A 23672-nucleotide genomic window follows, 5' to 3' on the forward strand; every position below is an offset into this window, starting at 1 on the left:
TTCAACTCTCCTGCTCGATTGCGCGGGGTTTGCCCGCATCGTCGACTGCCACGAAGGTGAAGACCGCTTCGGTCACTTTCACCTCCTCCAATTCATGCCGGTGCCGCCGCCAGGCATCGATCGCGATCGTCATCGAGGTTCGCCCGACCCGCCGCAGCTCGCCATAGACCGAAACCTCGTCCCCCACCTTGACCGGCAGGTGGAACTGCATCCCGTCCATCGCCACCGTCACCGCCCGCCCGCGCGAATGGCGCGCCGCGACCAGGCCGGCGCCAGAATCCATCAGGCTCATCAGCCAGCCACCGAAAATATCGCCATAGACATTCGCGTCGGCCGGCATGGCCGAAACACGGATAACGGGATCGCGCCGGGCTTCGCTCACGTCACGCGACCATGCCCAGCGGGCTCTCCACGTATTCGCGGAAGGCGGCCATCAGGCGCGCCCCGTCGGCGCCGTCCACCGCGCGGTGGTCGAAGCTGCCGGTCGCGCTCATCGCGGTGGCAACGCCCAGCGCGCCGTCGGGCATCACCCACGGGCGCTTCTCGCCCGCGCCGATGGCGACGATGGTGGATTGCGGCGGGTTGATCACGGCGGTGAACTGCTTGATCCCCATCATCCCCATGTTGGAGATCGAGGCGGTGCCGCCCTGATACTCTTCCGGCTTGAGCTTGCCTTCCTTGGCGCGCTGGCCAAGATCCTTCATGGCGGTGGCGATCGAGGAGAGCGAACGCCCGTTCGCATCCTGCACGATCGGCGTGATAAGGCCGCCCGGAATGCTCACCGCCACCGAGATGTCGGCGCGCGCATAGCGGATCAGTTCGTTGCCGGCGAAGGTCACGTTGCATTCGGGCACGTCGATCAGCGCCTTGCCCAGCGCCTTGATCAGCATGTCGTTGACCGAAAGCTTCACGCCCTGCTTTTCCAGCGCGGCGTTCATCTCGGCGCGCATCGCCATCAGCCGGTCGAGCCGGATATCGACGGTGAGGTAGATGTGCGGCGCCTGCTGCATCGACTGGGCGAGGCGGCGCGCGATCGTCTTGCGCATACCCGAGAGCTTCTCGACCGTGTGCGGAATGCGATCGTCGAGCAACTGGCGCGTCTCGTCAGCCATGGCGACGGGCGCGGGGCTGGCCGGCGCGGCATCGTTGGCGGCGGCCGGGGCGGGAGCCGGCGTGGCGGGCCTGGGCTTGCCGGTGCCGGGCTGGGCCGCCTCGACGTCGGCCTTGACGATGCGGCCATTGGGGCCACTGCCCGTCAGGCTGTCGAGATCGACGCCCTTTTCGGCGGCGATACGCTTGGCGAGTGGCGATGCGAGGATACGTCCCTCCTTCGATGATGGGGTGGCAGGCGCAAGTGCGGGCGCCACCACGGGCGGGGCCATGGGGGCGGCGGCCGGCGCGGGTTCGACCGGCTTTGCCTCGGCCGGTTCCGCCGCCGCTTTTGCGGCCGGTGCTTCGACGGTGCCGTCGTCCTCGCCTTCGAGCAGTGCGATGACGGTGCCGACTTTCACGCCCTCGCTGCCTTCGGGGATCAGGATCTTGCCGATGGTGCCTTCGTCGACCGCTTCGAATTCCATCGTCGCCTTGTCGGTCTCGATCTCGGCCATGATGTCGCCGGAAGAAACCGTATCGCCTTCCTTGACCAGCCATTTCGCCAGCTTGCCCTCTTCCATGGTGGGCGAGAGCGCGGGCATCTTGATTTCGATCGGCATGGCTGCGGCGATGTCCCTCTTTGCGGATGGCGGGCGTTGTTTCTGGCGGCACCGGACCGCCTTGTCCTTGGCCTGTCCTTGAACAAATTGCCGGGCCGGAGCAAGCGCCTTGCGCCCGTTTCGCATCCGTCTTGCGCTCGAATCGAATGTGGCGGATATGTCGCCCCTCGGGGGGAGTGTCGCGATGCGCGTCTATCTGGTGATTGTCGACGAGAGCGAGGAAGCGCTTGTCGCGCTGCGCTTTGCCGCGCGGCGCGCGGCCAAGACCGATGGCACCGTCCACCTGCTGGCGCTGGTTCCGCCCCAGCCATTCAACGCCTTCGCCGGCGTGCAGGCGACGATCGAGGAAGAAGCGCGATCGCGCGCCGAAACGCTGGTGACGGCGGCTGCGGGCAATCTCCTGTCGCAAGGCGGCAAGATGCCGATGATCTCGGTGCGCATGGGCGAGGACGTGAAAGTGGTGCGCCAGTACCTTGCCGAGCACCCGGAAGTCTCCGCGCTGGTACTGGGCGCGGCGAAGGAAGGCGGGCCGGGCCCGCTCGTCTCGCACTTCACCGGCTCGGCCTCGGCGCAACTGCCTTGCCCGGTCTTCGTGATTCCCGGCCATCTTGACGAAGCGGCGATCGAACGGCTGAGCTAGGGCCGCTCGACCCTCAGCCGCGCCGAAAATCGCCATTTGCAACCCGTCAGGGCTGAATGGCGATAGCCCCTAGCGCTTGCCGCGCCCCTGGTGGCGGATGTTCGCCGGGCGGCCGCGCTTGCCCACGAGATGCTGCCCCTGCCGCTTGAGCGCCAGCGGCTTGCCGCGCGGTTCGATGGGCGTGGAGCCGCCTTCCTCCAGCTCGAACTTGAGCGCGCCGGTCAGCGGGTTCGCTTCGGCGAGCCGCAGCCGCAGCCGGTCGCCCATGGCATAGCGCGTGCCGCTTTCCTCGCCTTCCAGCACATGCGCCTTCTCGTCATAGGCGAAGCGCTCGGCGCCGAGCGTCGAGACCGGCACCAGCCCATCGCCGCCGAGGCTGATGATCGTGGCGAAGAAACCGAACTTCTGCACGCCGGTGATCCGCGTCTCGAACACTTCGCCCACGCGCGCCGAAAGCCAGGCGGCGACATAGCGGTCGATAGTGTCGCGCTCGGCCTCCATCGCCCGGCGTTCGGCGGCGCTGATCGCCTCGCTGATCTTGCCGAGATCGTCGCGGTCGCGCTCCGATAGGCCCGATGTCCTGGGCACGTCGCCCTGCGGCGCGGGTTGTTCGAGGTGATAGGCATCGACCAGCGCGCGGTGGACGAGCAAATCGGCATAGCGCCGGATCGGCGACGTGAAGTGCGCATAGGAGGCGAGCGCGAGGCCGAAGTGGCCTTCGTTGCGCGGGCCGTAATAGGCCTGCGTCTGGCTGCGCAGCACCGCTTCCATGATCAGCGCCTTCTCGGATTCGTCGGCGATGTCCTTCAGCATCCGGTTGAACAGGCCAGGCGTGATGACTTGCCCCAGCGCCAGCTTGCGGCCGAACGTGGCGAGATAGTCCTTGAGCGCGACCAGCTTCTCACGGCCCGGCGGCTCGTGCAGGCGATAGACCACGGGCGCGACCTTGGCTTCCAGCGCCTTGGCGGCGGCGACATTGGCGGCGATCATGAAATCCTCGACCACGCGGTGCGCGTCGATCCGCTCGCGCAGCGCGATCTGCGCGATGCGCCCCTGCTCGTCGAGCACCACGCGCCGCTCAGGCAGTTCGAGCGCCAGCGGATCGCGCCGGTCGCGCGCCTGCTCCAGCGCGCGCCAGCAGGCCCACAGGTTGACCAGATGCACTTCGGCCCGGCCCTCGTCGATCCGCGCCTGCGCCTCTTCATAAGCGATCACTTCGGCGATCCGCACGATCGCGCGAGTGAAACGCCATTCGGTGACTTTGCCTTCGCCGTCGATGCGCAAGTGGCAGGCCATGGCCGCGCGATCCTCGCCCGAACGCAGCGAGCAGACATCGGCCGATAGCACTTCGGGCAGCATCGGCACGACCCGATCGGGGAAATAGACCGAATTGCCGCGCTTCCGCGCCTCGCGGTCGAGCGCGCCGCCGGGGCGCACGTAGAACGAGACGTCGGCGATAGCGATCACTGCGCGAAAGCCCCCCTCGCCATCGGGCTCGGCCCAGATGGCATCGTCGTGATCGCGCGCGTCGATCGGGTCGATGGCCACGATCGGCAAGTGGCGCAAGTCCTCGCGCTTGTCCGCGCTCAGCGGCAGCCTGGCCGCGCGGCTCGCCTCGGCCAGCGTTTCCTCGGCGAAGACATGCGGGATGCCGTGCTTGTGGATCGCGATCAGGCTGAAGGCGCGCGGGGCGAGTGGCTCGCCCAGCACTTCGGTGATTTTGACGCCCGATCGCGGCGAACGGCTCGCGGGCTCGGCCAGCACCAGTTCGCCCACTTCGGCCCCGCCGAGATCGGCGATCGGCACGGAATTGCGGATGCGCTTGTCGACCGGGGCCAGCCACGGCTTGCCCGACCCATCCAGCTCAACCACGCCGAGCAGTTGTTCATTGCGATCGGCCAGGGTCTTCATCGGATAGGCGCGCCAGTTGCCGCCGCTCTCCTCGGTGCGCGCCAGCACCCGGTCGCCCTTGCGCAGCGCGGAGCCCCTGCCCTTCTCGACCATGCGGATGCGCGGCGGCGGCGTGGCATCGTCGGGCTGCCAGGTGTCAGGCACGGCGATCGCCTCGCCCTCGTCGATATCGACGACGCGCAGCACCGTCACCTTGGGTACGCCGCCCATGCGGTGATAGGCGGTGCGCTTGCCATCGATCAGGCCTTCCTCGGCCATGTCCTTGAGCAGCGCCTTGAGCTGGATCTTCTCCTGCCCCTTCAGCCCGAATTCGCGCGCGATTTCCCGCTTCCCGGCGGGCGTGGGGGAATCCTTGATGAAGTCCAGGATCTGCTGGCGGCTCGGCAAGCCGGGCTCGGGCCGGTTTTTTGGTGGCATGGTCCGGCAATGGGGCCGATCCACGGCGATTACAACCGGCGCGTGACGTCGCGACCTTGGCTTTCGTGGAAATGGGGAAATGCGCGGATTGAGCCGAGCATGAAGGTGACGATGTAAAGGAACAGGACAAAGAACCAGAAAGTCTGCCGCGCGTCACGCCCGGAGAAATTCACAAGGTTCGTCAGCCCGTACCTGACCGCGCCGGGCATAGGCGTCTCCCTGCCTCAATAGGCCCGGGCGACATATATCCTTTCGACCGCCGGGCGTCCCGTGAAAACGCAGGCGCCGCTGGCCGGCGCGGCATCCGTCGCCGTGTTGCGGATGGTGAGCTTCAGTTCCTTGAGCGTCTTGATCACGCCTTCCAGTTCCGCGCCAGTCGGGCGTGCCCAGCACAGTTCCACCCAGCCCGGATAGCGCTTGTCCTCGCTGAAGAAGGTGGCCAGCGCGTCGATGCTGGTCACATCGCGGGTAATATTGGCATCGCGCCGCGCGCGCGCCTCGGCGTGGAGCGACACCTGGATATCCTCGATCTCGCCAGCGGCGATGCCGAGGAATTCGTCCTTGGGCATGGCCCGGAAATCGGGCTTGGCCGCCGCGTTCCACAGCCGGTCGCGGCGCAGCAGCGAGACCTGGCCCGCGGCCGCGTCACGCCCGCCGATCTCCAGGATCAGCGGCGCGCCCTTCTTCACCCAGGCCCAGCGCTTCTGCGTGGCCTTGCCCGGCCGCTTGTCGAGCAGCACGCGCAGCGGCTCACCCAGCGCCGACTGCGCGGCAAGGCTGCGGCGGATGTCCTCGCAATAGGCCAGCAGCGCCGCGTCGCCATCGTCATCGCGCAGCATCGGCAGGATCACGATCTGCTGCGGCGCGATCTGCGGCGGCACGCGCAAACCGTCGTCATCGCCGTGGACCATGATGACGCCGCCGATCATCCGGGTCGACGTGCCCCAGCTGGTCGTGTGGCAATACTGCTGCGTGCCTTCCTTGTCCTGGTACTGGATGCCCGCCGCATGGGCGAAGCCGGTGCCGAGGTAATGCGAGGTGCCCGCCTGCAGCGCCTTGCCATCCTGCATCATCGCCTCGATCGAATAAGTCGCGACGGCGCCGGGGAAACGCTCGTTCTCCGGCTTCTCGCCGGCAATCACCGGCATGGCGAGCGGGCCTTCGGCGAATTCGCGGTACATCTCCAGCGCGCGCAGCGTTTCGGCCATCGCGTCCTCGCGGTCGGCGTGGGCGGTGTGGCCTTCCTGCCAGAGGAACTCGCTGGTGCGCAGGAACATGCGCGTGCGCATTTCCCAGCGCACCACGTTGGCCCACTGGTTGGTCAGCAGCGGCAAGTCGCGCCACGATTGCACCCAGCGCGCCATGGCCGCGCCGATCACCGTCTCCGAGGTCGGGCGCACGATCAGCGGCTCTTCCAGCTTCGCCTCGGGATCGGGCACCAGCCCGCCCTTGCCATCGCCAATCAGGCGATGGTGGGTGACGACTGCCATTTCCTTGGCGAAGCCTTCGACATGCTCGGCTTCCTTGGCGAAATAGGACAGCGGGATGAACAGCGGGAAATAGCAGTTCTCCACGCCCGCGGCCTTGATCCGCTCATCCATCAGGCGCTGGATGCGTTCCCAGATGCCATAGCCCCACGGCTTGATCACCATGCAGCCGCGCACGCCCGATTCCTCGGCCATCTCGGCCTCGGCGATGACTTCCTGATACCACTGGGCGAAATCGTCCTCGCGCTTGGTCGAGAGGGCGTGGCGGATGGCGGACACGGGTTATGGCTTCCTGAATCGTTGAACGCGCAAGGGCGATGTCGGGGGGAGCGCTGGGGCCTATTTGCCCAGCGCGTCAAGCTTCTTCTGCATCTCGGCCATCTGCTCGCGCAGGGTGGAGAGATCGCCGGGGTTTTCGCTTTCGGCCGCTGGCTGGGGCTTTTCGGAACCCGGCATGAAAGCGGCGGCGGCGGCCTTGAACATGGCCATGTTCTGCTCGGCCAGCTTGGCCAGCGGATTGTTGCCCAGGCTTTCCTCGAAAGCCTTGTGCAGCTTGGCCTGGTTGGCCCGGAAGTTTTCCATCGAGGCTTCAAGGTAGTGCGGGATCAGCGATTGCATCGAATTGCCGTACATGCTGATCAGCTCGCGCAGAAAGTTCACCGGCAGCATCTGCTCGCCGTTCGATTCCTCTTCCATGATGATCTGGGTCAGGATGGTGTGGGTGATGTCGGCGCCGCTCTTGGCGTCGAGCACCTTGTACTCCACGCCTTCGCGCGTCATCTTGGCAAGGTGATCCAGCGTGATGTAGCTTGACGAGCGGGTATTGTAGAGCCGCCGATTGGCGTACTTCTTGATGATGACGGTATCGTCGCTGGTCGCCGAAGCTTCAGACATCAGGTTTTCCTCTTTTTCCCCGCGCTCGCTAATTTGTGATCCTATCACCAGCGGATGCCGCAACGCAATAAATTTGCTGCGCAGCAAAAAGGATTCGGCGAGGGCGCGTGGGCGGTTTGGCGATGCGCCTATCGGCGCATGGCGGCACCGGCCCGCTCCCCCACCCGACCTCCCATCGGAATGATACTCTGTGGGAGGTCGGGTGGGGGAGCGGGCCGGTGCCGCCACGAAATGCGCTCTTCCGCGCATTTCCAAACAGACTCGATCCCCGCCTAACCCGTCCAGCGGCCGAACCGGCGGCCCAGAACGGTGAGCAGCTCGTATTGTGAAAGGCCGCTGCGCGCCGCCGCTTCGGGCAAGGCGTATTCGATCTCCACCCAGTCGCCCTCGCGCAGATCGGGCGCGGCGGAAAGGTCGATCACGGTCATGTCCATGCTCACCCGGCCCAGCACCGGCAGGCGCTGGCCATCGGCGATGACGCCGCCGGTGCCCGACCAGCAGCGCAGATAGCCATCGGCATAGCCCAGCGCGATCGTGCCGATCCGCATCGCGCGTTCGGCAACGAAGATCTGGTTATAGCCGATCCCGTCGCCCGCCTGCACTTGCCGCGCCTGCATGATCGCCGCCTGCGGGCGCGCGACTTGCCGGATGGCGCCGGCAAGCTCGGGACGCGGCACACCACCATAGAGCGAAAGGCCGGGCCGCGTCAGGTCGCCGTGGTATTCGGGGCCCAGCACGATGCCCGCGCTGCTGGCAAGGCTGGCGCGGGCATGGCGCACTTGCCCGCGCGCCGCGTTCCAGCGGCCAAGCTGCACGGCGTTGAGCGGTACGTCCTCGTCCGCCGAGGCGAGGTGCGACAGCAGGATGTCGATATCCAGCGCGGCGATCGCCGCGTCACCCAGGTCGGCCATCGGCACGCCCAGGCGATTGATCCCGGTATCGACCATGAGATCGCAGCGCCCGCCCCCGGCAGCGAGCCAGCGGCGTGCTTGCGCCAGCGAATTGATCACGGGCCTGGCCCCGGTGGCCCGCGCATAAGCCGCATCGGCGCCCGTCAGCGGCCCGTGCAGCACCGAGATCGCATCGGCCGGCACATGCCCGAGCAGTTCGCCCACCTCGCACCAGTGGGCAACGAAAAACGCCCCGCATCCCGCCGCCTGCAGCGCATCGGCCACCATGACCGCGCCAAGGCCATAGCCATTGGCCTTGACCGCGGCCCCGGCGCGCGCGCCGCCCGACAGACGGTCCAGCACCGTCCAGTTGGCTTGCAGCGCCTGCGTGTCGACCGCGAGCCTGAGCGCGGCGGACGGTTCAGGCAACATCGTCTTCGAAGTCACGCGGCGGCCCCGGCCTCAGCCCCCACCAGCCGACCAGCAGGGCAATGGCGACGACGACCCAGGTGTACCACAGCCCGGCATAGGCATTGCCCGTCTTCGCGACGATGAAGCTGGCGATCAGCGGCAGGAACCCGCCCAGATAGCCCGCGCCGATGTGATAGGGGATCGACATCGAGCTGTAGCGGATGCGCGCCGGGAACATCTCGGACAGCAGCGCCGCCACCGAGCTGAAGGTCAGCCCCGAAAGCGCGCCGAGCACCAGCAGCACCGCGCCGATGCCGAGCAGGCTGGCCAGCGGCGGCGACTGTTTGGCGAAATCGTATCCCGCCTGTTCCAGCCAGGTCTTGAGCTGGGCCTGCCGCGCCGCCTTGTCGGCCCAGGGAAAGCCGCCCGCGGCCTGATCGAGCCGCACGTCGCGTTGCCCGATCGCCAGATCGAGCCCGCCCGGCGCCTGCGCCGCGGTGGCCGGCTTCACTTCATAGCTCACGCCCAGCCCGGTCAGATCCTGCAGCAGCTTGCCGCAGGGGGTGGCCTGTTCGGAAGCGAAGGGATCGTAATTGCAGTCCGTCCCGGTGATCACCACCGGCGCGCGCCGGGCCGCTTCGGCCAGGCCCGGATTGGCGAAGCTGCCCATCATCCAGAAGGCCGGGAACAGCAGGATCAGCGTCAGGATATCGCCGATCATGATCGGCTTCTTGCGCCCGATCTTGTCTGACAGCTTGCCGAAGATGATGAAGAAGCTCATCGAGACGAGCCCGGCCAGGCCCACGACTATTTCCGCCGTCGTCTCGTCCATCCGCATCGGCCCCTTGAGGAACGACAGGCTGGAAAAGAACGCAGTGTACCAGATCGTCGTCAAACCGCCGGTCACGCCGAACAGCGCCACGAAGATGCGCTTCTTGTTGCCGGGATAGGTGAAGCTTTCGACGAAGGGATTGCCCGCGATCTCGCCGGCGGCCTGCATCTCGCGGAACACCGGGCTTTCATTGAGCTTCAGGCGCATCCACAGCGAGATCGCCAGCAGCGCCAGCGAAAGCAGGAACGGCATCCGCCACCCCCATGCGTCGAACGCCTCGGCCGGGATCAGGAAGCGGCAGGCCAGCACCACGATCACGCTGAGGACGAAACCGCCGACCACGCTGGCCTGGATGAAGCCGGTATAGAAACCGCGCCGGTTGGGCGGCGCGTGTTCCGACACATAGATCGCCGCGCCGCCGTATTCGCCGCCGAGCGCCAGTCCCTGAAGGATGCGCAGCAGGATGACGATGATCGGCGCGGCCAGCCCGATCGAGGCGGCGGACGGGACCAGGCCCACGCCCGCCGTGGCAATGCCCATCAGCGTGACGGTGACGAGGAACGTGTATTTGCGCCCCAGCTTGTCGCCGATGAAGCCGAACAGGACCGCGCCCAGCGGCCGGAAGCCGAAGCCGACCGCGAACCCGGCCCAGACCAGCAGGATCTGCAGCGTCGCGTTGTCGGCGGGGAAGAAGGACTTGCCGATGATCCCGGCCAGGGTGCCGTAGATGAAGAAATCGTACCATTCGAACACCGTGCCGGCGGACGAGGCCGCGATGACCATGCGGACATCGGATACGCTGAGGTCTTCGTGTTCGCCGCTTGGCATGGTCGCTTCGGCCATGGTCTTCTCCCGCCAGTCCCAGACCTCGGCCCTTAGCGAGCGATTCAGGGTGAGGGAAGCAGTTGCATCGCCGCCTTCCACGGCAGCATCACCGCACCGTGCCGGCCCGGATAATCGCGCGCGGCGGCGATCGCGGCCAGGCCGGGCCAATCGGGCAAGGGCGCTGCGCCCGCCAACCAGCGCTCGATCGCCAGCCCGGCGGCATGAATATCGGCGCCTGTCAGGCCCACGGCCGCATCGGCGAAGATCGCCGCCGATGCCTGTCCGATCGCGCAGGCCTGGCTTTTGACCGCGACGCGCGCGATCCGGCCGGCATCGTCCAGCGCCAGCGCCAGCGTGATCGTGCTGCCGCAGCTTTTCGATCGCGCATCGCCTTGCAACGGCAAGTCCGCATCCCAGCGATAGCGCGAAAGCCCGGTGGCGAGCCCGAGCACTTCGGGCGTGTAAAGGACAGTGGCGGACATGCTGCCGGGCGCGCTCAGGGCGTTTCGGGCGCGGGCGCTTCGGAAGGGGGCGTTTCGAGCGGCGCGTCCGCTTCGATCGCTTCCTCGCGCCGCTTTGCGATCATCGTGACCAGCGCCTCGCTCGCGGCGTTGATGAAGGGATAGGTGCGCGCCTGGGTGATCCAGGTCGGCCGCCCGCCCGGCCCCCACACCGTGTCATACCCCAGCACCAGCACGGAAAAGGCCAGCACGACGATGATCATGCCCTTCACCCCGCCAAAGCCGAAGCCCAGCACGCGGTCGATCGGGCCCAGCACCGAATTACGGCTCTTGTCGCCGGCCCATTTGGCGAACAGCTTGACCCCCGCGTAAGGCACCAGCAGCAGCAGGGCGAAGGCCAGCACGGCCGCGCCCGAGGGCGTGCCGACATGCGGCAGCAGCGCGGCGGTCAGCGGCGTGTGCAGCCCGTGAATGGCGAGAATCGCCAGCACCCAGGCGCACAGCGCGAAGATTTCCTGCACGAAACCACGGAAAAAGCCCGTTACGGCGCTGACGCCGACGAAAAGCAGAACGGCGATATCGAACCCTGTCATCAGGGCGCGAAATTATGCATCCGCGAGCACGCGGTCAACGAGGTTCGGCAACAGGCCCAGTTCGGTAAAGCGCACGCCCGTCTCGCCCGCCCGGGGCCCGGCGGGGCCGAAGGCGCGGCCAAAGCCGAGCTTGGCCGATTCCCGCTGGCGGATGGCGGCGTGCGCCACCCGGCGAATCTCTCCGGCCAGCGAGACTTCGCCGAACCACACCGCGTCGCCCGGCAGCGGCTTGTCGCCCAGCGCGGAGACCAGCGCGGCGGCCACCGCCAGATCGGCGGCGGGATCGGCCAGCCGGTATCCCCCGGCGACATTCAGATAGACTTCGGCGCTGGAGAAATTGAGCCCGCAGCGCGCCTCCAGCACCGCCAGCAGCATGGCCAGCCGGCCGGTATCCCAGCCCACCACTGCCCGGCGCGGCGTCGCGCCGCTTTGCAGCCGGACGATCAGCGCCTGGATCTCGACCAGCACGGGCCGCGTCCCCTCCATCGCCGGAAACACCGCGCTGCCCGCCACCGGCTCTTCCCGGCCCGAGAGGAACAGCGTGGAGGGATTGCCCACTTCGGCCAGCCCCTGCCCTTCCATCGCGAAGACGCCGATCTCGTCCACCGGACCAAAGCGGTTCTTCAACGAGCGCAGGATGCGGTACTGGTGGCTGCGCTCCCCCTCGAAGCTCATCACCACGTCGACCATGTGTTCCAGCACGCGCGGCCCCGCGATCGTGCCGTCCTTGGTGACGTGGCCGACAAGGAACAGCGCGACGCCGTTTTCCTTGGCATAGCGGATCAGCTCGAAAGCGCAGCCGCGCACCTGGCTGACCGTGCCGGGCGCGCCTTCGATCTGGTCCGAATGCATCGTCTGGATCGAATCGATCACCAGCAGCGCGGGCGGTGCCATGCCGCCCAGCGTCGTCAGGATATCGCGCACCGATGTCGCGGCGGCAAGGCGGATCGGCGCGTCCGACAGGCCCAGCCGCTCGGCCCGCAGCCGCACTTGCCCCGCCGCTTCCTCGCCACTCACATAGACCGCCTCCGCCCCGGCGCGTGCGATGTTCGCCGCGACCTGCAGCAGCAGCGTCGACTTGCCGATGCCCGGATCGCCGCCCATCAGGATCGCCGATCCCGGCACCAGCCCGCCCCCCAGCGCGCGATCGAACTCGGCGATGCCGCTGGCGCGCCGTTGCAGCCTCTCGCCCGGCGCGTCGAGCGGCTCGAAACGGATGGCGCGGCCGCCCGAAGAGAGATCGTGCCTGGCGGAAAACACTGTCTTGGGCGCATCCTCGGCCAGCGTGTTCCACTCGCCGCAATCGGGACACTGGCCCTGCCAGCGGTGCGTCACACCGCCGCAGGCCTGGCAGACATATTGGCGTTTGGGCTTGGCCATGGCGGCTGCATAGACAGAACATTGCGCGAACGCAATTGCCAGCGCGGGCTTCCTTCGCCTATGCCATGCGGCAAGGGAGGATCATGCGCCAGAAGGAACTGCGGATCGCGCTCATCTGCTACGGCGGCATCAGCCTTGCGGTCTATATGCACGGCGTGACCAAGGAGCTGTGGAAAGCGCTGCGCGCCAGCCGGGCGTTCTGGTCCGGCCAGGAACCGCCCGGCGGGACCGAGGCGGTCTATGCCCGGCTGTTGCGCCTGCTGGAAGACCGGCACGGCCTGCGGCTGCGGCTGATGACCGACATCGTCGCCGGGGCCAGCGCGGGCGGGATCAATTCCGTGCTGCTGGCCCAGGCGATCCATTCGGGGCAATCGCTCGATCCCCTGACCGAGCTGTGGCTGGAACGCGCCGATGTCGATGTGCTGCTCGATCCCGACGCGCGGCCATGGTCGCGCGCGGCCAAGTTCTGGGCCAGCCCGCTCGTCTCCTATCTGCTGCACCGGCCGGGCGACGCGGTTTCCGCCAGCGTCGCGCCCGAAACGCGCGAGGAAGTGCGCGAGAAGCTTTCGCGCCTGATCCGCTCGCGCTGGTTCGAGCCGCCGTTCAGCGGCATCGGCTTTTCGCGCCTGATCCGCGAGGCGCTGGCGGCGATGGCGCGCACGCCCGATGGCGACCCGCTGCTGCCGCCCGGCCACCCGCTCGACCTGTTCGTGACCGCGACGGACTTTTCCGGCCATCTCGAAGCGCTGCGGCTGCATTCGCCGCCGCTGGTGGCAGAAAGCGAGCACCGCCTGACGATCGGCTTTCGCCGCGCCACGCCCGCCACGCCGGGCAGCGAGCTGGCCTCGCCGCTCGAACTGGTCTTCGCCGCGCGCGCGACGGCGAGCTTTCCCGGCGCCTTCCCGCCGCTGCAAGTGGCCGAGATCGACGCGCTGGCGCGCGAGGACGGCATACCCTGGCCCGGCCGCGACGCGTTCCTGTGGCGGGTCATGCCCGAGCACGGGCGGCAAGGCGATCTGGAGGCGGTGGCGCTGATCGACGGTTCGGTGCTGGTCAACGCGCCTTTCGCCGATGCCATGGGCGTGCTGCGCGATCGCCCGGCCCACCGCGAGGTCGACCGGCGCTTCGTCTATATCGACCCGACGCCCGATCGCGCGCCGCCGGGCCAGCGGGCCGGGCGCGACATGCCGGGGTTCTTCTCGGTGATCTTCGGCTCGCTTTCGGCGATCCCGCGCGAACAGCCGATCCGCGACAACCTGGAGACGATCGAGCGGCAATCGGGCGAGATGGCGACGCTGGGCGCGATCGTCAGCGCGCTGCGCCCCGAGGTGGAGGAAGCGGTCGAGCGCCTGTTCGGCCGCACGCTGTTCTTCGGCCGCCCCACGCCCAGGCGGCTGGCCGCGTGGCGATCGAAAGCGCAGCAGGCGGCGTGGGAGCAATCGGGCTTTGCCTATCACGGCTATGCGCAAGTCAAGTTCACGGCGGTGGTGAACATGCTGGCCAAGCTGGTGTTCGATGCCGCCCCATCGCTCGAACTGGGTTCGCCGGAGCCGGTCGCGCGGCTGCTGGCGGCCCATTTCGCCGCGAACGGGCTCGATCGCATGTCGGCCCTGCGCGGCGGCAGTTCGCCCCAAGCGGTCGCCTTCTTCCGCACGCACGATCTGGCCTTCCGGGTGCGGCGCCTGCGGCTGCTGGCCCGGCGCGTGACGCAGGAGTGGGAGGCCGACGCCTCGGTGACGGAAGACGCACGCGATCATGCGCGCGGCGCGATCTATCAGGCGCTGGCGCTTTACCTCGAGCTGGAACCCTCGGCCTCGCTGGGCGAGGCGTTTCGCGAGGTGGCGGCCGGCGTGTTCGACGATCCGGGCCACGTGGTCGACTGGATCGCGCGGGCGCGGGCGCTTGCCGAAGTAGACGCGCGGGTCGATGCGATCCTGTCCGAAGCGATGGCGGCCATGCCCGAGACGCTGCGCCGCCGGGTGCTGCTCGCCTACCTCGGCTTCCCCTTCTACGACACCGCCACCCTGCCTTTGCTGCGCGGCGAAGGGCTGACCGAATTCGATCCGATCAAGGTGGATCGCATCTCGCCCGACGATTGCCACGCGATCCGCTCGGGCGGCGCGCACGAGACGCTGCGCGGCACCGAATTCTACAACTTCGGTGCCTTCTTCAGCCGCGCCTATCGCGAGAACGACTACTTGTGGGGCCGGCTGCACGGCGCCGAGCGCATGATCGACCTGATCGCCTCGGCGCAGGACGAGAAGCAGCCCGTGCCGCAAGGCGAGCTGGCCGCGCTGCGGCGTACGGCGTTCCTGGCCATTCTGGACGAGGAAGAGGAACGGCTCACCGCCGACCCGGGCCTGATCGCGGGCATTCGCGGCGAAGTGCTGGCGACGCCCGGTTCCTGACCGCATCGCGGCGGCCGGGAACGGGCCATCATTCCGTCAGATCGTTCCAGGCATCCTTGATGCGATCGAAAAAGCCTTTCGAGCCGGGGCATTCCTCGCCGGTTTCGGTGGCCTGCAATTCCTGCAACAGTTCCTTCTGGCGCGCCGAGAGCCTGGTCGGCGTTTCGACCGTGATCTCGATCACCAGATCGCCCCGTCCCCGCCCTTGCAGCACGGGCATTCCCGCGCCGCGCTTGCGGAGCTGCTTGCCGGACTGGATGCCGGCCGGAATATCGAGCGCGATGCGTTCGCCGTCGATGCCGGGAATGTCGATCGAGCCGCCCAGCGCCGCCGTGGTGAACGTGATCGGCACGCGCGTGATCAGCGTGGTGCCCTCGCGCTCGAACACGGCGTGCCGCTTGACGTGAAGGAAGATATAAAGATCGCCCGGCGGCGCGCCGAACGGGCCCGCCTCGCCCTTGCCCGAAACGCGGATGCGCGTGCCCGAATCGACGCCTGGGGGCACTTCGATCTGGAGCGATTGCGGCTTGTCCATGCGGCCTTCGCCGCGGCAGGCGCGGCACGGCTTTTCGATCACTTCGCCGCGCCCGTGGCAGGTGGGGCACGTCCGCTCGACCACGAAGAAGCCCTGCTGCGCGCGCACCTTGCCGTGCCCGCCGCACATGTTGCAGCGGCGCGTGCCGGTGCCCGGCTCGGCGCCCGAGCCCGAGCAAGGCTCGCAGGTCTGCGAGACTTCGATGGTGATCTCGGTCTTGCTGCCGTTGAACGCCTCTTCGAGCGTGACTTCCATGTCATAGCGCAAGTCGGCCCCGCGCCGGGCCTGCTGGCGGCCACCGCCGCCGAAAGCCTGACCAAAGATCGATTCGAAGATATCGCCGATATCGCCGAAATCGGCCGCGCCGCCACCGCCGCCGCCCATGCCGCCCTGTTCGAAGGCGGCGTGGCCATAGCGATCATAAGCCGCGCGCTTCTGCGGGTCCTTCAGGCAATCGTAAGCCTGGCTGATCGCCTTGAAGCGCGCCTCGGAATCCTGGCACCCCGGATTCTTGTCCGGGTGATAGCGCATGGCGAGCCGGCGGTAGGCGGACTTGATCGTCTTCTCGTCCGCCGTGCGCTCAACCTCGAGCAATTGGTAGTAGTCGATTTCCGTCGCTGACACGTTCCGATTCCCCAATCGAACCTAGCCGCCACCGATACGAAACGCATCGGTGGCGGCCACGGTTATCATCTGGACAATCAGCCCTTGTTGTCGTCGACTTCCGAGAATTCGGCGTCGACCACGTCTTCACCGCCGGCCGGAGCCTCGGCTCCCGGCGAGGCGGCCGCGGCCTGCTCCTTCTCGTAGATCGCCTGGCCCATCTTCATGGCCACTTCGGTCAAAGCTTGGGCCTTGGCCGTGATCTCGGCGGTGTCGCCACCTTCGATCGCGGTCTTGGTCGCGGCGATCGCGGCCTCGACCTCGGACTTCAGGCCCGCGTCGATCTTGTCGCCATTCTCGGCGATCTGCTGCTCGGTCGCGTGGACAAGACTGTCGGCGTTGTTGCGGGCTTCGGCCGCCTCGCGCCGCTTCTTGTCCTCTTCGGCGAACTTCTCGGCATCCTTGACCATCTGGTCGATATCGGCATCGGACAAGCCGCCCGATGCCTGGATGCGGATCTGCTGCTCCTTGCCGGTGCCCTTGTCCTTGGCCGAGACGTTGACGATGCCGTTCGCGTCGATATCGAAGGTGACTTCGATCTGCGGCACACCGCGCCGCGCCGGCGGAATGCCGACAAGGTCGAACTGGCCCAGCAGCTTGTTGTCCTGCGCCATCTCACGCTCGCCCTGGAACACGCGGATCGTCACCGCCTGCTGGTTGTCCTCGGCAGTCGAGTATACCTGGCTCTTCTTGGTCGGGATCGTCGTGTTGCGGTCGATCATCTTGGTCATGATGCCGCCCAGCGTCTCGATACCCAGCGAGAGCGGGGTGACGTCGAGCAGCAGCACGTCCTTGACGTCGCCCTGCAGCACGCCGGCCTGGATCGCCGCGCCCATGGCGACGACTTCGTCCGGGTTCACGCCGGTGTGCGGTTCCTTGCCGAAGAAGTCCTTCACCACGTCGCGCACCTTGGGCATACGCGTCATGCCGCCCACCAGCACCACGTCGTCCACTTGCGCGGCGGTGATGCCGGCATCGGCCAGCGCCTTGCGGCAGGGTTCCAGCGTGCGGCGGATGAGATCGTCGACCATGCGCTCAAGATCCGAGCGTGTCACCGTTTCGACCAGGTGCAGCGGCGTGGTGCTGCCGCCTTCCATGCGGGCGGTGATGAAGGGCAGGTTGATCTCGGTCGTCGCGGTGGACGAAAGCTCGATCTTGGCCTTTTCGGCGGCTTCCTTCAGGCGCTGCAGAGCGAGCTTGTCGGTCCGCAGGTCCATGTTCTCCTTGGCCTTGAACTTGTCAGCCAGCCATTCGACCAGCTTGGAATCGAAGTCCTCGCCGCCCAGGAAGGTGTCGCCGTTGGTCGACTTCACTTCGAACACGCCATCGCCGATCTCGAGGATCGAAACGTCGAACGTGCCGCCGCCAAGGTCATAGACCGCGATCGTCTTGCCGTCCTGCTTCTCAAGGCCATAGGCCAGCGCGGCCGCGGTCGGCTCGTTGATGATGCGCAGCACTTCCAGGCCCGCGATCTGGCCGGCGTCCTTGGTCGCCTGGCGCTGCGCGTCGTTGAAGTAGGCCGGCACGGTGATGACCGCCTGCGTCACGCTCTCGCCCAGATAGCTCTCGGCGGTTTCCTTCATCTTTTGCAGGATGAAGGCCGAGATCTGCGACGGGCTGTAATCCTCGCCCCCGGCATTGACCCAGGCATCGCCGTTCTTGCCCTTGACGATGGTGTAAGGCACCAACTCGGTGTCCTTCTTGGTCACCGGATCGTCAAAGCGGCGGCCGATCAGGCGCTTCACCGCGAAAATCGTGTTGTCGCCGTTCGTCACCGCCTGGCGCTTCGCCGGCTGGCCGATCAGGCGTTCGCCGTCCTTGGTGAAGGCGACGATCGAAGGCGTCGTGCGCGCGCCTTCCGAATTCTCGATAACCTTGGGCTTGCCGCCGTCCATCACGGCAACGCAGCTGTTGGTGGTTCCGAGGTCGATACCGATTACTTTACCCATTATCCCCATTCCTCACGTCGTGGTTGACACCGCGCGGATCGTCTCCCGAAATCACGGCAAGACGGCTTGGCGGCTCGATGACGTTCCATGTCGTCGGGGGCGATATAGGAGCGGTTTTGCTTGGCACAAGAGCCGTCTGACGGCATTAGGCCGGTCCAGAATTCGAACACCTGAGAAGGGGATTTTCGCCATGAAGAAGCTGCGCCAGCCCGGTTTTGCCCCCAGTATCGCATTGGCCATCGCCCTCGCGATTCCGCTCGGCGCCTGCCAGCAGGCAAGCGAGCCGGCCGCGACCGGGGCCGATGCCAGCGAAGCCGCGCCCGATGCCAAGCCGGGCATGGCCGCCAGCCGGGGCGAACTGATCCTGCCGGCGATCCCCGGCCGGCCCGGCGCCGCCTATTTCGAAGTGCGCAACGATAGCGGCAAGCCCACCGCGCTCGTCGCGGTCCATATCGACGGCGTCGGCAAGACCGAGATGCACCAGACCCAGGGCGGCACCATGGCCCCGGTCGACAAGGTGGATATCGCGCCGGGCGAGACGATCGAATTCGCGCAGGGCGGATTGCACGTCATGGCCTTCGATATCGCCGACACGTTGGAAAAAGGCGGGACGAGCGAGATCACGCTGACGTTCGCGGGCGGCGACAAGCTGTCCATGCCGATCAAGATCGAGGCGATGGGCGATGACGACGCCATGGGCGGCATGGCGCACGGGGAGCAGCACTGAGCGAGCCCTCTGCCCCTTGCGCCTGCCCGGCGGGCGGCGACCGGCCGCTCGGTGCCGGGGAGATCGCGCTGGTCCGCTCGATCTTCGGCGATGCGATCGATTATGCCGCCGTGCGGCTGAAGCGACGGCGCTGGTTTCCCCTGCAGCCGGTCGGCACGCTGATGGCGCCGAGCGGGCATGTCCATTTCCACCCGCGTTCCGAGCTTTACTGCGACGATTTCGCCCAGGCCGGGATCGGGCTGCAAGGCCTGTTCATCCACGAGATGACGCATGTCTGGCAAAGCCAGCACAAGGGCCGCTGGTATCTGCCGCTGATGCGCCATCCGCTGTGCCGCTATGACTACAGCATCAGGCCGGGTTGGCCGCTGCACCGCTATGGCATAGAGCAGCAGGCCGAGATCGTGCGCCACGCTTTCCTGTTGCGCAACGGCGCGCGCGTGCCCGGCATCGTCGATGCCGCCGCCTATGCCCTGCTGGTGAACTTCCCCGGCGCCCGATAGCGATTCAGCCCGCTGACGGGATGCGAAGCCGATTCTAGCGACGCAGCGGCAGGGGCTGGTAATCGGGCTGCGATGGCTCGCGGAAGGAATCGAGGATCGCCTGGTAGCGCGCGGCCAGGTGCTGCTTGTGGCCGGGATGGCTGATCACATAAAGTTGGTTGTCCTCCACCGCCTTCGCCACCGATCGGCCGAGCCAGACCGGCTCCATCATCGCGGCGGCCAGCACCGCCGGATCGGGAATGTCCGGCGCCGCGCCCTTTACCGGATCGAGCGCCATGCGGCTGCGCGTCAGGCCGGGGAACAGGATCGAAACGCCCACGCCGAACGGCGCCAGTTCGCCTTGCAGCGCTTCGGACATCGCGGTCACGGCGAACTTGCTGGCCGAATAGGTCGCGTACGTCTGGTGCGCCAGCAGCCCGTTCATCGACGAGACGTTGACGACGTGGCCACTGCGGCGGGCGCGCAGATCGGGCACGAAGGTCTTGATGCCGTTGAACACGCCGGTGACGTTGACCGCCAGCACCGTCGCGAAAGTCTCCGGCGGCATTTCATCCAGCGGCATTCGCGGCGTGGAGATGCCGGCATTGTTCACCAGCACGTCGACCGGGCCGAAAACCCGCTCCGCCGCCGCCTTCACCCCTGCCCAGCTTTCCAGCGAGGTGACATCGTGCGCCAGCGCGATCGTGCCGCCGCCGATGCGCGCGGCCTCCGTCTCGGCATAATCGGGGTTGAGGTCGGTCAGGACGACCTTCATGCCCTTCTCGACGAATGCCTCGCCAATGCCCGCCCCGATGCCGCCGCCACCGCCAGTGACGAGCGCGACTTTCCCGGCCAGTTCCATCCCATCCCTCCTTACGATTTCTTACGACAGGTATGTCGTAAGAATCCGGTGAGGGAAAGGCCGGATCATCGCCCCGGTGATGAACGGGCGGAAGATCCGCCGCTCAGTACCGGATCAGCAATCGCGATCCCAGTAGCGGTCGCCCCGCCGGTCATAGCGATAGCAGCCGCGATCGTTCTTGCGCACTTGCGAGCCGACCGCGGCGCCCGCCGCCGCGCCGATCGCGGCCGCCGTGCCGGTATCGGCATCGGTCGCAAGGCCGACGCCCGCACCGAGCGCGCCGCCGGCCAGCGCGCCTTCGCCCGCATAGTTGCTGGCACAACCGCCCAACGCAAGCGCGCCGGCGGCGATGAGAGGCAGGGCAAGGTATCGCATGGCAAATCTCCGTTCGGGAACCTGCCAATGCAACGTGCGGCGCACGCGCGGGTTTCACCGCCGCGCACCGCTTGTCGCAGCCAGTGACCGATCAGGCGGGCCTGACCGGAGATTTGCGCTGGCGGGGCGTGATCCTCAGTCCGGCTTCTTCGCCACGGCCACCATCGCGGGACGCAGCAGGCGATCCTTGATCATGTAGCCGGCCTGCAGTTCCTGCAGGACCGTGCCCGGCTCGGCATCGGCCGAGGGCATTTCGATCATGGCCTGGTGCTGGTTGGGATCGAGCGGCAGGCCCAGCGCGGCGATGCGGCTGATGCCGTGCGAGGCGAAGACCTTGTCGATCTCACGCCCGGTGGCCTCGATCCCGGCGACGAGGCTCTTGAGCTTCTCGTCCTCGCGCAGTTCGGCCGGGATGGCCGAAAGCGCGCGCGAAAGGTTGTCGGCGATCGAAAGGATATCGCGGGCAAAGCCGGTTGCCGCATAGGCGCGGGCATCGGCGATGTCCTTTTCCAGCCGGCGGCGCACGTTCTGCGTTTCCGCCTGCGCATAGAGCACATCCTGCTTCGCCTTCTCAAGATCATCGCGCAGGCGCGCGAGTTCCCCGCCAATGCTTTCGCCTTGCGGTGCGTCCTTCTCGATCAGGTCTTCCGGCACGCCCTTCAGTTCCCCGGCGACCGCCGGATCGTCCTGCGGCTGCGTTCTATCGTCAGTCATTTCTTGCGTTTTTCCAGCTATCCGATGAGCTTGCCCAGGCTCTGGGCGGTAAAATCCACCATGGGGACAACGCGCGCATAATTCAACCGCGTCGGCCCGATAACCCCCACCACGCCGACCACCCGGCCCTCGCGATCGCGATAGGGCGATGCGATCACCGAAGAGCCAGAAAGCGCGAAAAGCCGGTTCTCCGATCCGATGAAGATCCGCGCCGAACGCGCTTCCCGCGCCAGGTCGAGCAGTTCGACCACCGACTGCTTGTTTTCCAGATCGTCGAGCAGCGATCGGACCCGCTCGATATCGGACAGCGCCGTCTCGTCCAGCAGGTTGGCCTGTCCGCGCACGATCAGCACGCGCCGCCGCGCGGCATCCTCGCTCCACACCGCCAGCCCGCGCTCGACCAGATCGCGGCTGACCGCGTCGAGCGCGGACTTGCCCGAAGCGATCTCGGCCTCCACCGAACGCAGCGCCTCGGCCAGCGTGCGCCCGGCAAGATGCGCGGTGATGTAGTTGGAGGCTTCCTCCAGCGTGCCGGGCCGAATCGGTTCGCCAAGCTCGACGATGCGGTTCTCCACCGCGCCATCCAGCCCCACCAGCACCGCCAGCGCGCGCCGCTCCGAGATCGCCACCAGTGAAAGCTGGGCCAGGCGCGGCTCGCGGCGCGGCACCATGACCACGCCGGCGCAAGCCGAGAGGTCCGACAGGATCGCGCTGGTCGCTTCCAGCGCGGCCTCGATCGGCCCCGGCTCGAACAGGCGCTGCTCGATCGCGGCGCGTTCGCGCGCGGTCGGCTCGGCCACTTGCATCATGCCGTCGACGAACAGGCGCAGGCCCGATTCGGTGGGCATCCGCCCCGCGCTGGTATGCGGCGCGGCCAGCAGGCCCAGCCGCTCCAGATCGGCCAGGACCGAGCGGATCGAGGCGGGCGAGAGATTGATCGCGCCACCGCCCGCCAGGGTCTTGGACCCCACCGGCTGCCCGGTTTCCAGATAACCTTCCACGACAAGGCGGAAAATCTCCCTTGCGCGGTCGGTCAGCTCGGTGATGGGCAGTGTCGCCATAGGCTGCAATTTAGGCCAAACACTTGCGGCCTCAAGCCCCTGCGCATAGGGGCAGCCGCGAACACCACGAGAGGACACCTCATGCGACCTTCCGGCCGCGCGCCCGACGAGATGCGCGTTATCGACATCCAGACCGGCTTTACCAAACATGCCGAAGGTTCGGTGCTGATCTCCTTCGGCGATACGCGCGTGCTCGTCACCGCGTCGGTGGAGGAAAAGGTGCCGCCGTTCCTGCGCGGCAAGGGCGAAGGCTGGGTGACGGCGGAATACTCGATGCTGCCGCGCGCCACGCATACGCGCGGATCGCGCGAGGCGGCCAAGGGCAAGCAGACCGGCCGCACGCAGGAGATCCAGCGCCTGATCGGCCGTTCGCTGCGCGCGGTGTGCGACATGAAGAAACTGGGCGAGCGCCAGATCGTGCTCGATTGCGACGTGATCCAGGCCGATGGCGGCACCCGCACCGCCTCGATCTCGGGCGCCTGGGTGGCGCTGCGCCTCGCGGTCGACAAGCTGATGGCCGAAGGCAAGATCGCCGCCGACCCGATCACCGCGCGGGTCGCGGCGATCTCGTGCGGCATCTATCAGGGCACGCCGGTGCTCGATCTCGACTATGTCGAGGACTCCACCGCCGATGCCGATGCCAACTTCGTGCTGATCGAAGGCGGGCTGATCGCCGAGGCGCAGGCCACGGCCGAAGGCGCGCCTTACGACGAGGAAGGGCTGCTGCGCCTGCTGCGGCTTGCCCGCATCGGCTGCGACCGGATCTTCGCCGCGCAGGCGGCGGCGGTGGGGCGGTAAGCCGCCGCGGCCATGCGCAAGCTTGATACCAGCCGCCTGGTCATCGCCACGCACAACGCGGGCAAGCTGAAGGAAATCGGCGCCCTGCTCGCGCCCTACGGCATCACCTGCCTGTCCGCCGGCGCGCTCGGCCTGCCCGAGCCCGCCGAGACCGGCACGACCTTTGTCGAGAACGCGCTGATCAAGGCCCATGCCGCCGCCAGGGCCGCGCAGATGCCCGCGCTGGCCGATGACAGCGGCATGTCGGTGGCCGCGCTGGGCGGGCGGCCCGGCGTCTACACTGCCGACTGGGCCGAGCGGCAATGGTTCGAAGGCGAGCCGGGGCGCGACTGGTACATGGCGATGGGCAAGGTGGAAGGCATGTTGTGCCAGCTCGGCCCCGAGGTTGACCGTTCGTGCTGGTTCTCGTGCGTCCTTGCCATCGCCTGGCCCGATGGCGACAGCGTGACGTACGAAGGCCGTGTCGACGGCACCTATCGCTGGCCGCCGCGCGGCACGATGGGCTTCGGCTACGATCCGGTCTTCGTGCCCAAAGGCCGCGACGTGACTTTCGCCGAGCTGGCGCCCGAGGAAAAGCACCGCATCAGCCACCGCGCCGATGCCTTCGCCAAGCTGGTGAAGGACCAGTTTACCGCCTAGAGTCCGCCG

23 protein-coding genes are annotated in these 23672 nt (G+C 67.4%); 6 read left to right on the top strand and 17 right to left on the bottom strand.

The genetic code is table 11. The features are described 5' to 3' along the window. Position 1: 1 nt before the first annotated feature. On the bottom strand, positions 2–340 hold the full coding sequence (locus PYV00_RS09315) for an acyl-CoA thioesterase (protein WP_275228238.1): 339 nt from the start codon (positions 338–340) through the stop codon (positions 2–4). 43 nt (positions 341–383) lie between these two features. Continuing rightward, positions 384–1712 carry a pyruvate dehydrogenase complex dihydrolipoamide acetyltransferase gene (locus PYV00_RS09320; RefSeq protein WP_275227995.1) on the bottom strand — a complete coding sequence of 443 codons (1329 nt, stop codon included), beginning with the start codon at positions 1710–1712 and terminating at the stop codon, positions 384–386. A 184-nt stretch (positions 1713–1896) separates the two neighbouring features. On the opposite strand from PYV00_RS09320, the gene PYV00_RS09325 reads away from it, so the two are divergent. Beyond that, positions 1897–2352, top strand: a complete 456-nt coding sequence (locus tag PYV00_RS09325; RefSeq protein ID WP_275227996.1) for a universal stress protein — start codon at positions 1897–1899, stop codon at positions 2350–2352. A 69-nt stretch (positions 2353–2421) separates the two neighbouring features. On the opposite strand, the gene rnr is transcribed toward PYV00_RS09325, so the two are convergent. The 9 genes from rnr to radA form a co-directional block, all read right to left on the bottom strand. After that, positions 2422–4680, bottom strand: a complete 2259-nt coding sequence (gene rnr, locus PYV00_RS09330) for a ribonuclease R (protein WP_275227997.1) — start codon at positions 4678–4680, stop codon at positions 2422–2424. A gap of 29 nt (positions 4681–4709) precedes the next feature. Next, on the bottom strand, positions 4710–4889 hold the full coding sequence (locus PYV00_RS09335) for a DUF805 domain-containing protein (protein WP_275227998.1): 180 nt from the start codon (positions 4887–4889) through the stop codon (positions 4710–4712). A gap of 15 nt (positions 4890–4904) precedes the next feature. After that, positions 4905–6446: an aminoacyl--tRNA ligase-related protein gene (locus PYV00_RS09340; RefSeq protein ID WP_275227999.1), complete on the bottom strand. Its 1542-nt coding sequence runs from the start codon at positions 6444–6446 to the stop codon at positions 4905–4907. A 60-nt stretch (positions 6447–6506) separates the two neighbouring features. Continuing rightward, the gene (phaR, locus tag PYV00_RS09345; RefSeq protein WP_275228000.1) at positions 6507–7061 is read right to left on the bottom strand and encodes a polyhydroxyalkanoate synthesis repressor PhaR; all 555 of its coding nucleotides are present in this window, start codon (positions 7059–7061) and stop codon (positions 6507–6509) included. A 272-nt stretch (positions 7062–7333) separates the two neighbouring features. Next, a complete protein-coding gene (locus tag PYV00_RS09350; RefSeq protein ID WP_275228239.1) occupies positions 7334–8383 on the bottom strand; it encodes an alanine racemase in 1050 nt (349 codons plus the stop codon). Further along, entirely contained in the window at positions 8373–10037 is a 1665-nt protein-coding gene (locus tag PYV00_RS09355) for an MFS transporter (protein WP_275228001.1), read from the bottom strand. Before PYV00_RS09355 ends, PYV00_RS09350 begins: the two co-directional genes overlap by 11 nt. Before the next feature lie 44 nt (positions 10038–10081). Further along, entirely contained in the window at positions 10082–10501 is a 420-nt protein-coding gene (locus PYV00_RS09360) for an iron-sulfur cluster assembly scaffold protein (RefSeq protein ID WP_275228002.1), read from the bottom strand. Between the two features lie 14 nt (positions 10502–10515). Next, positions 10516–11073: a CvpA family protein gene (locus PYV00_RS09365; RefSeq protein WP_275228003.1), complete on the bottom strand. Its 558-nt coding sequence runs from the start codon at positions 11071–11073 to the stop codon at positions 10516–10518. A gap of 12 nt (positions 11074–11085) precedes the next feature. Continuing rightward, on the bottom strand, positions 11086–12453 hold the full coding sequence (gene radA / locus PYV00_RS09370) for a DNA repair protein RadA (protein WP_275228004.1): 1368 nt from the start codon (positions 12451–12453) through the stop codon (positions 11086–11088). Positions 12454–12536: 83 nt separating this feature from the next. On the opposite strand from radA, the gene PYV00_RS09375 reads away from it, so the two are divergent. After that, the gene (locus PYV00_RS09375) at positions 12537–14861 is read left to right on the top strand and encodes a patatin-like protein (RefSeq protein ID WP_275228005.1); all 2325 of its coding nucleotides are present in this window, start codon (positions 12537–12539) and stop codon (positions 14859–14861) included. Positions 14862–14889: 28 nt separating this feature from the next. On the opposite strand, the gene dnaJ is transcribed toward PYV00_RS09375, so the two are convergent. Next, positions 14890–16020, bottom strand: a complete 1131-nt coding sequence (dnaJ, locus tag PYV00_RS09380; protein ID WP_275228006.1) for a molecular chaperone DnaJ — start codon at positions 16018–16020, stop codon at positions 14890–14892. 77 nt (positions 16021–16097) lie between these two features. Next, a complete protein-coding gene (gene dnaK, locus PYV00_RS09385; RefSeq protein WP_275228007.1) occupies positions 16098–18008 on the bottom strand; it encodes a molecular chaperone DnaK in 1911 nt (636 codons plus the stop codon). 190 nt (positions 18009–18198) lie between these two features. Between dnaK and PYV00_RS09390 the strand changes: the two genes are divergently transcribed. Together PYV00_RS09390 and PYV00_RS09395 are read left to right on the top strand one after the other, a co-directional pair. Continuing rightward, positions 18199–18735, top strand: a complete 537-nt coding sequence (locus PYV00_RS09390; protein ID WP_275228008.1) for a copper chaperone PCu(A)C — start codon at positions 18199–18201, stop codon at positions 18733–18735. Next, a complete protein-coding gene (locus PYV00_RS09395; RefSeq protein WP_275228240.1) occupies positions 18732–19235 on the top strand; it encodes a vgr related protein in 504 nt (167 codons plus the stop codon). Before PYV00_RS09390 ends, PYV00_RS09395 begins: the two co-directional genes overlap by 4 nt. A 34-nt stretch (positions 19236–19269) precedes the next feature. Here the strand turns inward: PYV00_RS09395 and PYV00_RS09400 are convergent, their stop codons facing one another. From PYV00_RS09400 to hrcA, 4 genes are all read right to left on the bottom strand, one after another. Then, positions 19270–20076, bottom strand: coding sequence for an SDR family oxidoreductase (locus PYV00_RS09400; RefSeq protein ID WP_275228009.1), 807 nt, complete (start codon positions 20074–20076; stop codon positions 19270–19272). A gap of 114 nt (positions 20077–20190) precedes the next feature. Beyond that, positions 20191–20451: a glycine zipper domain-containing protein gene (locus tag PYV00_RS09405; RefSeq protein WP_275228010.1), complete on the bottom strand. Its 261-nt coding sequence runs from the start codon at positions 20449–20451 to the stop codon at positions 20191–20193. Between the two features lie 135 nt (positions 20452–20586). Beyond that, positions 20587–21165 (bottom strand): nucleotide exchange factor GrpE, encoded by a 579-nt coding sequence (locus PYV00_RS09410; protein ID WP_275228011.1) that lies wholly within the window; start codon positions 21163–21165, stop codon positions 20587–20589. 17 nt (positions 21166–21182) lie between these two features. After that, on the bottom strand, positions 21183–22226 hold the full coding sequence (gene hrcA, locus PYV00_RS09415) for a heat-inducible transcriptional repressor HrcA (protein ID WP_275228012.1): 1044 nt from the start codon (positions 22224–22226) through the stop codon (positions 21183–21185). A gap of 81 nt (positions 22227–22307) precedes the next feature. On the opposite strand from hrcA, the gene rph reads away from it, so the two are divergent. Continuing rightward, complete coding sequence (gene rph, locus PYV00_RS09420; RefSeq protein WP_275228013.1) at positions 22308–23024, top strand: ribonuclease PH; 717 nt, start codon at positions 22308–22310, stop codon at positions 23022–23024. A gap of 12 nt (positions 23025–23036) precedes the next feature. Then, a complete protein-coding gene (gene rdgB, locus PYV00_RS09425; RefSeq protein WP_275228014.1) occupies positions 23037–23663 on the top strand; it encodes an RdgB/HAM1 family non-canonical purine NTP pyrophosphatase in 627 nt (208 codons plus the stop codon). The last annotated feature ends 9 nt before the right edge of the window (positions 23664–23672 follow it).

This window comes from Novosphingobium album (ex Liu et al. 2023), assembly GCF_029076845.1.
Taxonomy (GTDB): Bacteria; Pseudomonadota; Alphaproteobacteria; order Sphingomonadales; family Sphingomonadaceae; genus Novosphingobium.

What these genes read in the sequence shown, in the direction of transcription:
- PYV00_RS09315 (WP_275228238.1), bottom strand. Translation starts at nt 340, where the DNA reads ATGCCGGCCGACGCGAATGTCTATGGCGATATTTTCGGTGGCTGGCTG.
- PYV00_RS09320 (WP_275227995.1), bottom strand. Translation starts at nt 1,712, where the DNA reads ATGCCGATCGAAATCAAGATGCCCGCGCTCTCGCCCACCATGGAAGAG.
- PYV00_RS09325 (WP_275227996.1), top strand. Translation starts at nt 1,897, where the DNA reads ATGCGCGTCTATCTGGTGATTGTCGACGAGAGCGAGGAAGCGCTTGTC.
- rnr (WP_275227997.1), bottom strand. Translation starts at nt 4,680, where the DNA reads ATGCCACCAAAAAACCGGCCCGAGCCCGGCTTGCCGAGCCGCCAGCAG.
- PYV00_RS09335 (WP_275227998.1), bottom strand. Translation starts at nt 4,889, where the DNA reads ATGCCCGGCGCGGTCAGGTACGGGCTGACGAACCTTGTGAATTTCTCC.
- phaR (WP_275228000.1), bottom strand. Translation starts at nt 7,061, where the DNA reads ATGTCTGAAGCTTCGGCGACCAGCGACGATACCGTCATCATCAAGAAG.
- PYV00_RS09350 (WP_275228239.1), bottom strand. Translation starts at nt 8,383, where the DNA reads ATGTTGCCTGAACCGTCCGCCGCGCTCAGGCTCGCGGTCGACACGCAG.
- PYV00_RS09355 (WP_275228001.1), bottom strand. Translation starts at nt 10,037, where the DNA reads ATGGCCGAAGCGACCATGCCAAGCGGCGAACACGAAGACCTCAGCGTA.
- PYV00_RS09360 (WP_275228002.1), bottom strand. Translation starts at nt 10,501, where the DNA reads ATGTCCGCCACTGTCCTTTACACGCCCGAAGTGCTCGGGCTCGCCACC.
- PYV00_RS09365 (WP_275228003.1), bottom strand. Translation starts at nt 11,073, where the DNA reads ATGACAGGGTTCGATATCGCCGTTCTGCTTTTCGTCGGCGTCAGCGCC.
- radA (WP_275228004.1), bottom strand. Translation starts at nt 12,453, where the DNA reads ATGGCCAAGCCCAAACGCCAATATGTCTGCCAGGCCTGCGGCGGTGTG.
- PYV00_RS09375 (WP_275228005.1), top strand. Translation starts at nt 12,537, where the DNA reads ATGCGCCAGAAGGAACTGCGGATCGCGCTCATCTGCTACGGCGGCATC.
- dnaK (WP_275228007.1), bottom strand. Translation starts at nt 18,008, where the DNA reads ATGGGTAAAGTAATCGGTATCGACCTCGGAACCACCAACAGCTGCGTT.
- PYV00_RS09390 (WP_275228008.1), top strand. Translation starts at nt 18,199, where the DNA reads ATGAAGAAGCTGCGCCAGCCCGGTTTTGCCCCCAGTATCGCATTGGCC.
- PYV00_RS09400 (WP_275228009.1), bottom strand. Translation starts at nt 20,076, where the DNA reads ATGGAACTGGCCGGGAAAGTCGCGCTCGTCACTGGCGGTGGCGGCGGC.
- PYV00_RS09405 (WP_275228010.1), bottom strand. Translation starts at nt 20,451, where the DNA reads ATGCGATACCTTGCCCTGCCTCTCATCGCCGCCGGCGCGCTTGCGTTG.
- PYV00_RS09410 (WP_275228011.1), bottom strand. Translation starts at nt 21,165, where the DNA reads ATGACTGACGATAGAACGCAGCCGCAGGACGATCCGGCGGTCGCCGGG.
- hrcA (WP_275228012.1), bottom strand. Translation starts at nt 22,226, where the DNA reads ATGGCGACACTGCCCATCACCGAGCTGACCGACCGCGCAAGGGAGATT.
- rph (WP_275228013.1), top strand. Translation starts at nt 22,308, where the DNA reads ATGCGACCTTCCGGCCGCGCGCCCGACGAGATGCGCGTTATCGACATC.
- rdgB (WP_275228014.1), top strand. Translation starts at nt 23,037, where the DNA reads ATGCGCAAGCTTGATACCAGCCGCCTGGTCATCGCCACGCACAACGCG.